Origin of the sequence: Flavicella sediminum (genome assembly GCF_006381105.1) — a bacterium.
In the GTDB taxonomy this organism is placed as follows: Bacteria; Bacteroidota; Bacteroidia; order Flavobacteriales; family Flavobacteriaceae; genus Flavicella; species Flavicella sediminum.
In genome coordinates, this window is the sequence record NZ_VDET01000002.1 from 607,651 (window position 1) to 622,467 (window position 14,817).

At 34.0% G+C, this 14,817-nt stretch carries 7 protein-coding genes and 2 tRNA genes; 3 read left to right on the forward strand and 6 right to left on the reverse strand.

The genetic code is table 11. The features are described 5' to 3' along the window. Positions 1–162: 162 nt before the first annotated feature. From FGM02_RS03130 to polA, 3 genes are read right to left on the reverse strand one after another with little or no spacing between them, the layout of a single operon-like run. The gene (locus tag FGM02_RS03130; RefSeq protein ID WP_139956863.1) at positions 163–2,133 is read right to left on the reverse strand and encodes an LTA synthase family protein; all 1,971 of its coding nucleotides are present in this window, start codon (positions 2,131–2,133) and stop codon (positions 163–165) included. A gap of 11 nt (positions 2,134–2,144) precedes the next feature. Next, positions 2,145–4,565 (reverse strand): outer membrane beta-barrel family protein, encoded by a 2,421-nt coding sequence (locus FGM02_RS03135; protein WP_139956865.1) that lies wholly within the window; start codon positions 4,563–4,565, stop codon positions 2,145–2,147. A 31-nt stretch (positions 4,566–4,596) separates the two neighbouring features. Further along, positions 4,597–7,404, reverse strand: a complete 2,808-nt coding sequence (gene polA / locus FGM02_RS03140) for a DNA polymerase I (RefSeq protein ID WP_139956867.1) — start codon at positions 7,402–7,404, stop codon at positions 4,597–4,599. 222 nt (positions 7,405–7,626) lie between these two features. Here polA and FGM02_RS03145 point away from each other — a divergent pair, with 222 nt between their 5' ends. Continuing rightward, positions 7,627–7,923, forward strand: a complete 297-nt coding sequence (locus FGM02_RS03145) for a thioredoxin family protein (protein ID WP_139956869.1) — start codon at positions 7,627–7,629, stop codon at positions 7,921–7,923. On the opposite strand, the gene FGM02_RS03150 is transcribed toward FGM02_RS03145, so the two are convergent. Together FGM02_RS03150 and FGM02_RS03155 are read right to left on the reverse strand one after the other, a co-directional pair. Continuing rightward, the gene (locus tag FGM02_RS03150) at positions 7,920–8,519 is read right to left on the reverse strand and encodes a polysaccharide deacetylase family protein (protein WP_243739341.1); all 600 of its coding nucleotides are present in this window, start codon (positions 8,517–8,519) and stop codon (positions 7,920–7,922) included. The two genes, FGM02_RS03145 and FGM02_RS03150, sit on opposite strands and share 4 nt — an antisense overlap. 57 nt (positions 8,520–8,576) lie before the next feature. Continuing rightward, positions 8,577–11,654 (reverse strand): glycosyltransferase family 117 protein, encoded by a 3,078-nt coding sequence (locus FGM02_RS03155; protein ID WP_139956872.1) that lies wholly within the window; start codon positions 11,652–11,654, stop codon positions 8,577–8,579. Between the two features lie 276 nt (positions 11,655–11,930). On the opposite strand from FGM02_RS03155, the gene FGM02_RS03160 reads away from it, so the two are divergent. Next, a tRNA-Gln gene (locus FGM02_RS03160) sits at positions 11,931–12,001 on the forward strand. A 132-nt stretch (positions 12,002–12,133) separates the two neighbouring features. Here FGM02_RS03160 and FGM02_RS03165 read toward each other — a convergent pair. Next, positions 12,134–12,207, reverse strand: a tRNA-Asn gene (locus tag FGM02_RS03165). Positions 12,208–12,440: 233 nt separating this feature from the next. On the opposite strand from FGM02_RS03165, the gene FGM02_RS03170 reads away from it, so the two are divergent. Further along, positions 12,441–14,684, forward strand: coding sequence for a DUF7133 domain-containing protein (locus FGM02_RS03170; RefSeq protein WP_139956874.1), 2,244 nt, complete (start codon positions 12,441–12,443; stop codon positions 14,682–14,684). Positions 14,685–14,817 lie beyond the last annotated feature (133 nt).

The window sequence follows — 14,817 nt, forward strand, 5'->3', positions numbered from 1 at the left end:
CTCCTACAAACCCTTTCTATTCTTAAAATCAACTTCTAAAATCAGGACCAACTAAACCAATAAATATTTTTCACGAAAAGGAAAGACCAAACAGATACAAAAAACAAAAACAGCCCTGTAAAGAACTGTTTGTTATAAATATGATATAGCTATTTAAAACGATCACTCCGCTAAATGATCTTGCAAACCTCCATTTTTATACAAATCGTAAGCGGTTTGATAGTACGCTATTAATGTTTGATAAGACAAACTATCTTTTGTCGTCGGCTTTAATTCATTTTCCTTTTGCTGCCAATAATACTGACTCCCACTTCCTTCACTATTTAAAACAAGCAGTTGGTCTTTTTTCAACAAACCCAATCGGCGATAATTTGCTACAAAGGCACGTTCATTTTCTTTTCTTGTTTTACGAATGTCTTGTCCGTAAGAATTACTTGTATAAGTCCAATTTAAATAACCGAACAAGGTTGGAAAAATATCCATTTGTGAACAAAGTTTTTCGACTTCTTTATTTTCTTGATTTGGTACATTAATTAACATGGCCGGTATGTGGTAACTTTCTACATTAATTTCTGTTCTTCCCGCACTATAAGCACAATGATCGGACATGATCACAAATACCGTGTTTTTATACCATGGTTTTTTCTTCGCTTTTTCAAAAAATCGTTTCAAGGCAATATCTGCATATTTTACGGCTCCTTCTCTACTTGTTCCCGAAGGAATTTCTACCACACCTTCTGGATAAGTATACGGTTGATGATTGGAATTATTCATTACAAAATTAAAGAAAGGCTTAGCTGTCGCAAACTGTGCATCTGCCACTTTTAAAAGTTTGTTGTAAATATCTTCATCACAAACTCCCCAAGCATTTTCAAAAGTTACCTCATCATCGTTTATATTGATTCTTTCTGTAGGAAACTGCTTGTCCAATCGATGTTTTTTTCTTCTGTCTACTACGTCAAAACCATTGTTTCCAAAATAGCTGTTCATATTATCAAAATACCCATCACCTCCATAAAAGAAAGTCCTTGAATAGCCTTTTTCTTTAAATACACTTCCTATGGTATATAAAGGTTTGGTTTGCTTTCTTTTGACAATACTTCTACCTGGCGTTGGTGGAATAGCCAAGGTAATGGCTTCCAATCCGCGAATTGTTCTTGTTCCTACAGCATATAAATTTGAATAGGCTATAGATTCTTTGTACAAAGAATCTAGCGTCGGTGTCCAATTTTTAGCATTCCCAAAACGCTGTAAATAACGTGCGTTTAAACTTTCTAAACCTATAAAAATTACATTAGGCTTTAGTTCTTCTCCCTTATTAAATACCGTTCTTCGAATACTAAACGCCTCTTGTTGAAGAGAATCTCCTTGAACCGTCACTATTTTTTTAATTTTCTGAAAAGCCGCGTCTCGATCTATTTTCTCATAAAAATCATCATAACTCAATTCGTTGCTTTGGTAAGCCGCAAAAAAAGAATGGATTCCCGATTTGGCCAATTCATTTTCAAAACGATTTTCAAAAATCTCTGCCGACTTGTTTTGCACGAAAAAATAAAAACCCGCTGTAACAAAGACAATACACAGTGTAGGAATTAATTTCTGAACAAAATTTAAGCGACAACAAAACGTGTTTTCAAAAGCTTTTTTACGTTTTACAATTCTCATAGAGACAAACGTAATAAACACGATAACCCCAACCAACAAAGGAATAGGATACGATTCATTGATATTCTCTAAAACCTCATAGGTATACAACAGGTAATCTACCGCAATAAAATTAAATCTTCTTTGATACTCTTGCCAAAAGGTAATTTCTGATAAAAAAGAAAACACCACACAAAACAACAACAAAGAATAGAAAAAATAAGTAATCCACCTGTCCAGTTTACAACCATGAAATCGAGTGGGAATCAACAATAAATAAATGGCATATGGAAGAATAAAATAAGAGATACTTCCAAGATCAAAAAACAAGCCCGTTCCAAATATTTTAAACAAGGTGATGATAGAAAAATCAATTTCTCCAAGGGCTGTCACATATAAAACACTTCGTATTACAAATGAAAAAATTAAAAATGTAACCGTAAAAGCTTTTAAAAGCGAAAACCTATTGGGGGAAATTAAAAATGACATGCTTTGCGTTATTAGAATTTATAATTGTATCCAAGTCGTACGACCTGTGTTTCTTTGTAATCTGCACTTATATAACTAAAGTCTTCCGCAGTAATTTCTTTTTTCAGGACCATGGTATTCAACAAATCAGAAACATTAAATACAATTTCACCTTTTCCTTTTTGAATGGTTTTCTTAAATCCTAAATCTATAGAAAAACGTTCTTGAACTTTTCCTTGTGGAATGATATCTGGTGCTAAATACACCGCTGAAATTTGTGCTTCTACCTGATTTGGCAAATGGAACATATTATTTAATTTCACATTTCCAGAAACAATATCCTGTGCCGCTGTCGTTACCGTTGTTTCTGACGGAAACAAGTTAACGACTGTAAAAGCATCAATTTTATTTTGATACATATTGGCATTTAAACTCATAGAATACAAAGGCGAAACTTTTTGAGAGAAAAGCAATTCAACTCCCGTGTTGTAGCTTTTATTGGCGTTATGATACACATTGTAAATAACAGAAGTTGTTGGCGTTTCAGCATCTCTTGCTGCAATTCTTGCAATGGTAGCATCTACAATTTTATGATAAGTTGCTGCATATACATAACCATTTAACCAGGTAGTTTTATAACCTAATTCTAAAGCATTCGTAAATTGAGGTTCCAATTCAGGGTTTCCTACTTTTACCAATTCAACATCGTCGTATTTTGGAAAAATTCGAATATCCAATTCCGTTGGTCTGTCTACTCTGCGGTTGTAAAAGAACGACACTTTGTTATTCTCATTAATTTTATAGGCCAAACGCATATTAGGAAAAGGCTCCGTATACTGGTATCCATTACTGGCATAGGTACTATGATTTTCATTTACCCAATAGGTTAAATCTACATATTCCACACGTACCCCTACTTCCGCTTCATACTTTTCATTTTCATACAAATAATTGGTATAAGCAGCCGGTATAATTTCTGTATAGGTCGCTTTACCTCCATCAGCTTGATCCACAAAAGCATCACCTGAATCTACAAAAAACTGCATGTCTGTAGGAATATTTCTTCGTCTAAATTTTAAACCTGTTTCAATTTTACCGAATTTTAAGGGCTTGGTATAATCCAAATTCACATCTACAACATGCTCATCAGACAACAATTCAAAATGATTTTCACTTTTAACTAAATTGACATCTGTATTATTAAAAAAGTATTTTTCATCTTCTCTATGAAAGGTATAATTTAAGCCAACATGTAACAGATGTCCAGCTTCTTTAAATTTATGTTCATAGTTGGCAGAAGCAATGGCCGTAATTTTTATTTCATCTTCTAAAAAATCCCACAAACGATTTCTTGTAGAAAAATCTTCGTTAAAGAAAGGCTCCTCACCGTTGTCAATAATATCTTCGAAACTATAAAATACAGAGGCTGTCAATAAATCAGTTTTATTTACTTGCCAATCTAAACCCGTTTTAAACGTATACAAACCTGTATTTCTATTTCGTCTGGTTTGTCGGTGAACAATCTCCCCATCGTTATACGTTCTGGTTACAAATTCATTTTTATTCAACGTCTCCTTGTACAAATAATCTCCTTGAAAAAAAGAATTCAATTTTCCTTTTCTATAATTCAACACTACAGAAGGATTTATTTTTGGTGTTTGCTTGTATTGCGCACCAACCCCAGGGTAATTTTCCTGACGTTCCCACAAAGCACCGGCACCAGCTACCAAACCTATTTTCCCATTAAAACCTTCTTGTTTATTTTTTTTGTAAATGATATTGATGATTCCTGCATTTCCACTGGCATCATATTTTGAAGTCGGACTGTTGATAATTTCAATTTTTTCAATTGCAGAAGCGGGTAAATTATCTAAACTTTTCTGACTACCAAAACCTGTCAAGGCCGTTTGTTTTCCATCTATCAAAATGGTTACTTTATCACTTCCTCTCAACAATACTTTACCTTCCTGACTTGTAATTCCTGGTAAATTTTGCAAAGCTTGTAAAACAGAACCACCTGCCTGACTCACATTATCTTTTGTGGCAAAGGTTTTTTTATCCATTTTATTACTTACAGAATTCTTTTTCCCTGTAACCACAACTTCGTTTAAACTATTAGAAGTCTCAACTAAATTGATACTTGGCAAACTTAAATACGGACTGATAGACCCCACAAAAAGCTTTTGTGTTTTTGTATCATACCCTACAAAAGAAACCTCCAAACTATAGCTATTCGGTTTTACATCCACCAATACAAAACGTCCCTCGTCATCGGTTACCGTTCCTAATACAAAAGCTGAATTATCTGCTTTTTTTAATAACACATTTGCATACGGCAAAGGATGGTTGTTTTCTTGAACTATTCCTGAAATAGTTACTTTTTTGTTTTGTGCTACAACAAGTGCTGTAAAAAACAAACCACATAGCAATGCCAAGGCATTTTTTTTATTCATAATGATTTCCTTAAAATATATGTATCCCTTATTAATGTGCTTGCAACCAATTGTCTCCTTGCCCCATTTCAACATCTAAAGGAACAGACATGGTGTACGCATTTTCCATTTCCTTTTTAATGATCGGTTTTAGTAACTCAATTTCATCTTTGTGCATATCAAATACCAATTCATCATGTACCTGTAACAACATTTTGGATTTGTAAGTTCCTGCATCCATTGTTTTTTGAATATTGATCATGGCGATTTTAATAATATCTGCCGCGCTTCCTTGAATAGGTGCATTTACCGCATTTCGTTCATCACCAGAACGTACCATTCCGTTTTGCGAATTGATATTTTTCAAATAACGTCTTCTTCCTAAAATTGTTTCCACATAGCCATTGTCTCTAGCAAAATCCACTTGTTTGGCCATATATGCCTTTAAGGTTGGATAGGTTTCGTAATAAGCAGCAATTAAATCTTTGGCCTCTTTTCTTGTCATTCCAGTTTGGTCTGCCAAAGTAAACGCCCCTTGACCGTATAAAATCCCAAAATTTACTGCTTTTGCATTGCTACGTTGCGCTCTTGTCACTTCTTCTAAAGGAATATTAAAAACTTTAGCGGCCGTTGTAGCGTGAATATCTTGTCCGTCTTTAAAAGCCTGAATCATATTTTCTTCTTCACTTAAAGCCGCAATGATACGCAACTCTATTTGAGAATAATCCGCAGCAAATAAAACATACTCTTCATTTCTAGGCACAAAAGCTTCACGGACTTGTTTTCCTCTTTCCGTTCTAATTGGAATATTTTGAAGATTTGGGTTGTTAGAACTCAGCCTACCTGTAGCAGCCACTGTTTGTCCGTAGGTTGTATGAATTCTTTTGGTTTTTGGATTTACTTCATTTGGCAAAGCATCTATATAGGTACTTTTTAATTTTACCAAACCTCTCCATTCTTGAATCTCTCTAACAATTTCGTGCTCACTCGCCAATTTCGACAAGACATCTTCATTGGTAGCGTATTGACCTGTTTTTGTTTTCTTTGGTTTTTCAACCAATTTCATTTTTTCAAACAATACAATCCCCAATTGCTTTGGAGAAGCCAAATTAAAATCTTCACCCGCTTGTGAATAGATACTCATTTCCAACTCCTGAATATCTTTCGTAATTATTTCAGAAAGCTCAGCTAAATAAACGGTATTTAAATTAATTCCTTCAATTTCCATTTTGGCCAAAACCTTCAATAATGGAATTTCTATTTCTGTAAATAGCTTGGTCAAATTATTCGCTTCCAATTCTTTTTGAAACACTTCTTTTAATTGAAAAGCAATATCCACTTCTTCCACAGCAAAAGCTGCTTGATTTTCAATAGCCACTTGATCAAAAGCTACTAAATTTCTTCCTTTTCCTACAATCGATTCTCTTGAAATTGTTTGGTAATTCAAATAGGTCTCCGATAATACATTTAAATGGTGACGCATGTCTGGATTTAATAAATAATGGGCCAATTGTGTATCAAACAATTCTCCTTTTACCAATACACCAAACTGCCCTAAAACTTTACTATCACGTTTTAAATTATGTCCAATTTTCTCTATGGAAGGCTCTTCGAAAAAAGCTTTAAAATCGTTTAATATATGTTCATCAGTCAAAGCCACATAATAGCCTTTACCTTTTTCATATGAAAAAGAAATTCCGATAATCACCAATTCCGCAGCATCCGTTTCCAAACCAAAACAAACAGAATTTTGCTTCAATAAATTTTGAAGTAATAATTTTCTTGCGATGGCAGAATTTACGTATTGATATACATGATTTGTATTTTCAACAGTAAGAAAACCTGTCACTACTTTTTCTTCTTCCACCAAAGGGCTGGCAAACAAATCTAACTGTGAAGTCTCATTTGCTGTATTGGCAACTGGTGTTTCTGTCTTTTTTTCTTCAGTAGCAGGCGCTACATTTTGTGTTTCTGTAGTTTTAAATAATTTATTGACCGTTTCTAAAGAGCGTCTAAATTCTAATTCTTGAAAAACATCATTTACCTTTTGAAAATCTGGCGCACAAAGTAAATAATCTTCCGCATTAAAAGTAACTGGACAATCCAACATAATTGTAGCCAGTTGTTTCGACAATAATCCTAATTCTTTATTCGCCTCAACCTTTTCTTTCATTTTTCCTTTCAACTCATGTGTATTGGCCAATAAGCCCTCCATACTACCGTAAGCTTTCAAGAATTTTTTTGCCGTTTTATCTCCTACTCCAGGTAATCCCGGAATATTATCCACAGCATCTCCCATCATTCCTAAATAATCAATGACTTGAAGCGGGTCTTCTATTTCAAATTTTTCTTTAACTTTTTCAACATCCCAAATTTCAATACCATTCCCCATTCTTGCAGGTCGGTACATAAAAATATTTTCAGAAACCAATTGGGCGTAATCCTTATCTGGCGTTACCATATATACTTGGTAGCCTTCTTTCTCTGCTTGCTTAGACAAAGTTCCAATTAAATCATCAGCCTCAATTCCTTCTCTTTCTACAATTGGAATATTCATGGCCTTCAATATTTCATGAATATAGGGCACGGCAATTTTTATAGCCTCTGGTGTTTCTTGTCGATTGGCTTTGTATTCAGGAAATGCATCCCTTCGCACATCTGACCCTCCTTTATCAAAAGCAACAGCTAGCAAATCAGGTTTTTCACGACGAATTACATCTAACAAAGAATTGGTAAATCCTAATATGGCTGAAGTATCCATACCTTTTGAATTAATTCGTGGATTTTTAATTAACGCATAATAACCTCTAAAGATCAATGCAAATGCATCTAATAAAAATACCCGTTTTTGAACTGCCATAAAGTGTTGTTTAAATAAGAATGTAAATGTACTGAAAAGCCACCCAATTTAAAAAAGTTTCTGTTTAAGACCATTGTCTATTTTACGCACGCAAACAAGCAAATTTACACTTTGATAAAATTATTTTCATAAATAACATAAATACAGTATATTGCAAGAGGTCTCGCGTGTTTTTCACAAAGACTTACAACCAAAATCAATGAAATAGAAAGCTTACGAATTATGACAAAATTTGGAGAACTTATTAACTTAGACATTCCTGTATTAATTGACTTTTATTTTGAATGGGACAAAACCGGTAACAATCCGCATGATGTGCTACGCCATGTTGTAGCTGCCTTAGGAGACAAAGCAAAAGTTATAAAAATTGACATAGAAAAAAATGAAGTTCTTGCCGATGCCTTGAAAGTAAAAGCAAATCCAACCTTTATTATTTACAAAGGAGGCACTATGAAATGGCGCCAGTCTGGAGAAATGGATGCAAACACACTGATCAGCCTGGTAGAGCAATACGCTTAAATATTCAATTTTTTAAATACAAAACCTTCTTTTGAAAAATGTGCTAAAACTTTAGGCAGTGCATATTTCATATTTTCTGCTGCTTTTACACTGTCGTGAAAAACCACAATAGAACCATCTTCTACATTTTTTAAAACATTAGAAAAACATTCTTTTGCACTTGTGTTCGTATCAAAGTCAGCACTTAATACATCCCACATAACAATTTTATAGCCCAACTTTCGCAAGTATTTAGACTGCGAGCATTTTATCTTTCCATAAGGTGGTCGCATTATTTTTGGCGAATAGCCTAATTTCACTTCAAGAAGTTTTTCAGTGGCAAGCACATTTTCTTTATAGACAGACAAATTTTCCTTCCAGCCTTTTACATGTTGAAAAGTATGATTTCCTACCTGATGTCCTGCCGAAACAATGGCCTCAAAAACATCTGGATGTTTTTCTATATTATTACCTATGCAAAAAAAAGTAGCTTTTGCATTAAATTCCCTTAACTCGTTGAGAACCCATTCCGTAATTTCAGGAATGGGTCCATCATCAAAAGTTAAATAGATCGTTTTTTGATCTGTTTTAGGAATTGCCCAAATATAATTCTTCAATAATTTTTGGAACCATTTTGGAATTTTTATGAAAAATGAATTCAATAGTTTTTTGTATTATTCACCCAATAAATGTTCGTAAAGCTTCATATGTTCTATAAATTGAACTTTTATTGTTTGCGCATAATCACCCTCTTTTTCATAGCGATCTACATCTCTCAACACACTACGATACATATTCAAGTTACGTTCAATTTCATCGAAAATACCGTCTAAATAAAACTCATCAAACAAAGCATAATACTGTAAATTTTCTTGAAAAACTTCTATCAACATATTAGAAATTAGGCGTGCTTTAGCTGTTTTTCCTAATCTGTAATAATAATCTGGATAGCCCAAACAAATTCCATAATGTCCATATTCACGTATCGGCATTTTATCCAAGCTTAAATCTAATATTTCTTCAGCTCTAACAGAATCTCCTTCTTTTAACAAAGCATCTGCCAAGCGCATCATATTGTTTCTAAATGAAATAGAATTTTTTCTAGACTCTACATCTAAATAAACATTATAAGTATCTACTTCACTCCAATCCCAATTTTTAACAGTGGCATACATGGCATCCGTATCTACACGACCCATTTCAAACATACTACCATTATTTTCAGTTTTAATAGGCACAAATTTATACGCCAAACCATCCAACTGCAAATAGTCTTTCAACCAAATATATTCTTCAGCAGCATGTGCACCTCCTGTAAAATACAAAGCTTGCTTCCAATTGTTATTCGCCAATATATCCAACATCAAGATTCTATTTTTCGTCAAACCTTGTTCATCAACATCAATATCAATAAAAGGAACAATAGAAGCTGAATCTTTTTCAGCAACAATTCCATTTGCCAACACAGCTTGTTTGTCTACCGTTAAACGAATTTTATTGGTAGGATAGAATTTTTCTTTGTGACCATTATCTGTTTCAAAATAAGTTCTCTCATCATCAGAAGCAATCCACGTCATGAAGTTTTTAATATCCCAACGTGCTTTTGACTGTGGATAATGATAAGCCACATCCAAAGTACCATGCTTGTATTGATCATGTGTTAACTGTGAAGGTATAGGAGCCGCATCATAAGTTTTACGCTTCATTTGATCAATATACCAGTCGGTAGCAAAAAGACTACTGTTGACCAATTTAATATCGGTTCTATAATTCTCAACCTCTTGCATATACCAAAGCGGAAAAGTATCATTATCACCAATGGTAAACATTATGGCGTTTTCCTGACAAGAATCTAAATAAGCTTTGGCATTAAAATGTGCACTATAACGTCCAGATCTATCATGATCATCCCAGTTTTCAGAAGCCATTAATGCAGGAACTGCAAAAAAGCTAATTACCGTAACAGCAATAGACACTGTCTTAGGACTCATAAATGCTTTTAAATAATCATACAGCGCATACACTCCGAATCCGATCCAAATAGCAAACACATAAAACGAACCTACCACAGCATAATCACGTTCTCTAGGCTCAAAAGGTTTTGGATTGGTATAGAAAATAATAGCCAAACCTGTAAACGCAAAGAATAGCAACAAGGTATAAAAATTGTTTTGATCTTTTTTAAGTTGATAAATCAATCCGATTAACCCTAAAATAAGAGGGAAAAAGAAATAGGTGTTTCTTCCCTTATTCTTTTCTACATCTTGCGGTAAATTGGTTTGAGGTCCTAAGCGCATTTCATCAATAAAATCAATTCCGCTCAACCAATTCCCATTCAATAAATCTAAATTTCCTTGTACATCATTCTGTCTACCCACAAAATTCCACATCAAATAACGACCGTACATATACCCAAATTGGTAGGTCATCATAAAATAAATATTCTTTGAAAAGCTTGGTCTTTCTTTGCTTTTTGGATCAATTCCTGCAATAGCTTTGTAATTTTCTATAGCAGCAGGATTTGTCATACGCGGTATAAAACCTTTGTGTTCATCCGTATAAACAGGGCTCGAATTTTTGTAATTATTTACAATAACATACTTTCCTGCTTTTTCATCCTTTTCATATTTTGGCTTATCGTCCTTGTACACATTTTCACCAGAAGCATCTTTTTTCTGCTGTCTGTTAAACGTGATGGAGTAGTAGGTATCGTAAAAAACATTGGCATCCCCATATTGTTCACGATTGTAATAGGCTAATAATTCACGTGCACTTGAAGGATTATTTTCATTAATCGTCGTATTTGTATTTGATCGAATTGGCAACATTAACCAACAAGAAAAACCGATCATGATAAACAACACCGACAAGGTTAAGGTATTTGCCAAGAACTGTTTCTTTTTTCGAGTATACTTCAAACCAAAATAAAAGACAGCGGCCAAAACCAAACCTGCAATTACACTTCCTGAATTAAACGGCATTCCTACAGAATTCACAAAAAACAATTCGGAAGCACTAAAGAATTTCAAAGTAAACGGAAATAAAAATTTAAACACAAAAGCCAAGACCAAAATAGCCACCACATTAGCAATTACAAATTGCTTTGGGTTCAGATTTTTATAATTCTTATAGATATAAACAAATACAATAGAAGGAATAACCAACAACGATAGAATATGCACCCCAAATGAAAGTCCAACCACAAAACTAATCAGCAACAACCATTTGTTCCCTCTAGGCTCATTCATTTCGTTTTCCCATTTTAAGGCCAACCAAAACAGTAAAGCCATTAAAAAAGAAGACATAGCATATACCTCAGCTTCTACAGCACTAAACCAAAAACTATCAGAAAACGTATACGCCAAAGAACCAACCAGTCCACTTCCTAATATAGCAATTGCCTTGTTATCTGTTAGTTCTCCTGACTTCAAAGCCAATTTTTTCGACAAATTCGTTACAGTCCAAAACATAAACAAAATAGTAAATGCACTTGCCAAACCAGACATAAAATTCACCATTTTGGCAACCTCCGTCAATTCCGATGTAAACATTGCGAAAAAGGCACCTAGCATTTGGAACAAAGGAGCTCCAGGTGGATGCCCTACTTCCAATTTCACAGAAGTGGCAATATACTCTCCACAATCCCAATAACTAACTGTAGGTTCTAGCGTTAAAGTGTAGGTAAGCAATGCAACGGCAAAAACTACCCAACCTAAAATAATATTTAATTTCTTATAATTTGTCAAAAACATAGGGCTCTTTATAAAATGCGCATGCGAATTTAATAATTAAAAATGAATAAAAATTAGAAACACACGCGATAGACCTCATTTTGATTTCTTTTTTAGAATCTTTAACAGATAAATTTCAAATTGACTCGTTTCCAAGTTCATTTCCAAATTTCCTCAAATTTTTTATTCTGTCTAAAATTCTGTGAATCAACCACACAAGAAAAAATATTAAAAAAAAATCAAAAAACGTTTGCAAGATTGAAAGTTTAGCTTAAATTTGCACCCGCAATAAGCAATTGACCCATGGTGTAATGGTAGCACTCCGGTTTTTGGTATCGTCAGTCAAGGTTCGAGTCCTTGTGGGTCAACAAAAGCAATTTGTAAAAAAGCTAATCTTTCTGAGATTAGCTTTTTTTTGTTTTACGAAACTCCGCTAACTTTTTTAAAAAAACTATTTAAAAACAACAAAGAGCTACACTTTCGTGTAACTCTTTGTTTTGCTCCCCCTCTTGGGCTCGAACCAAGGACCCTCTGATTAACAGTCAGATGCTCTAACCAACTGAGCTAAGGAGGAATTTAATCCAGCAAAAATTTTCGTTTTGCGAGTGCAAATATAACTATTATTTTAAGTCTTACAAGTACAAAAAAACATTTTTTTGTTTTTTTGTACTTAATTAGAATTCTTAAAAACACATACCTCAACCAAATCAAGATTCATCTCAACAATTTCAAGAGCCAAAACCTCAAGCAACCAACTGATTTTAAAAGGATTTTTATATATCTTCGCTGCAAAATTTCATCCAACTTATGATTTTAAACTTCTTTACTAAATACAATCTATTTAAACCATCGACACTTATAATACTACTTCTACTAACAGCTTGTAGTCGGAAAAATTATGACGAGCCCAAGGTTTCTTTAGAAAACTATGAAATTGAAGAGGGTTTCCAACTAGATGTTATTGCTTCAGAACCTTTTATTGAGGCCCCTGTAGCTATGGACTTTGACAACAAAGGGCGTATATGGACTGTAGAAATGAAAGGTTATATGCAAAACCTAGAAGGAACTGGAGAAGAAATGCCCAATGGAAGAATTACTATTCTGGAGGACTGGGACAATGATGGCATCACAGATCATACGAAAATATTTATGGATGGCTTAGTACTGCCCAGGGCTATTGCTCATGTATATGGAGGTTTACTATATGCCGAACCGCCAAATTTATGGTTTGTAGATATTGAAAATGACAAACCCATCAATAAAGTATTGGTAGATGCCAACTTTACACATGGAGGAAACGTTGAACACCAACCCAATGGCTTAATGCTGCATTTAGACAACTGGATTTACAATGCCAAATCGAGTTCTAGATACCAACGCAAAAACGGAAAATGGCTCAAGGAAAAAACTTCATTTAGAGGACAATGGGGTATTAGTAAAGATAATTTTGGTAGAATCTATTTTAACAACAACTCCGCCCAACTAAGAGGAGATTTGGTACTTCCTAATACGCATAACAAAAACCAAGCTCAATCACCAAAGGCTTCTTTAGCAAAATACCTTACTACAGACCAAAGAGTATACCCATTGCACGCCACTGCTGTAAACCGCGGATATGTAAAAGGAAATTTAGACAAAGACAGTTTACTAATTCGCATAACTGCTGCCTGTGGACCTGTTATCTACAGAGGAGATCAATTTCCTACTGAATATTCTGAAAACGCATTTGTTTGCGCCCCTGAAGCCAATTTAATAAAACGAAATATTCTAACTTTTGATACAATAGACATCCATGCGAAACAAGCCATACCTAAAAAGGAATTTATCGCCTCTACAGATGAAGGTTTTCGACCTGTAAATTTATTTAACGGACCTGATGGAAACTTGTACATTGTGGATATGCACCGAGGAATTCTTCAAGACAAAGCTTTTTTAACCGATTATTTAAAAAACCTTTACGCAAAAAAAGAATTGGACACCATAATTGGCATGGGAAGAATTTTAAAAATATCTAGAAAAAACGCCACTAAAAACAAACCAATCAACTTAAACAAACTTACTGTTTCAGAATGGCTGAACTTATTAAAACATAAAAACGGCTGGATTAGAGACAAGGCTCAACACATACTCATTTATCGTTACGAGCAAACGGCTATCCCTATGTTAAAAGAAATGGTTTTCGACACAGAGCACCCAATAACACAACTTCATGCACTGCATACACTAAACGGACTTGATGCCTTAGATTTTGACTACTTAAACAAAATACTTGAAAAACACACCAATACCAAAACCATTAGCCATACTTTGGTTCTTTTAGAAAAATTCGCATCAAAAAATCACTTTCCCACTTTTTTTAATTCTATAAAAAAACTACACGCTAAAAACAACGATCTTATCGATTTATACCTTGCTAATTCTCTAGGAAATTGGGCAAATATCTCTAGCCCACCTATTTTTGATTTTTTAAATGAAATTGCACGAAGACATACTGCCAAAAAAATACACATTGAAGGAATTGTATCCAGCTTAAATAACAAAGAAAACGAATACTTAAGTCATTTCCAAAACAACAAAAAAGACTCACTTACCGAAGCCTTAAAAGCATGCATCTACAACAAAAAAAATCAAGCGCTCAACAACAAAAAGAAAAAAACATCAAAAGCTATTAAAGCTGGACAAAAAATATTTAAAAACATCTGTGCTACCTGCCATGGCGATACAGGTGCAGGAATTGACGGATTAGCACCACCGTTCATAAACTCAGAATACGTTAGTGGCTCAGCAGAACGCTTAGGCTTAATTTTACTTCACGGACTTTCAGGTCCATTGCATGTTGATGGTAAATTATACGAATTAGGTGCCACCATGCCTGGCTTAGGAAACAATCCAACCTACAAAGACAAAGACATCCAAAATTTAATTTTATACCTACAAAACAATTTCGCAGGAAAAACGAGCACGATAAGTATCGAAAAAATCAAATCTCTTAGACAAAGAAAACCTAAATCAGGTGTTTATACAGAAGAAGAATTATTAAAAATTAATTAACAGGCAAAAAGAATTAAACCCCTTCCCTATTCTAAAAAGGAGTCATTAAATACAGAACATTTCTTTTCATATTAAAATTACAAAACTTTAACATACATATACTAAAATCCGACTTTTACATTCACAAATTTCA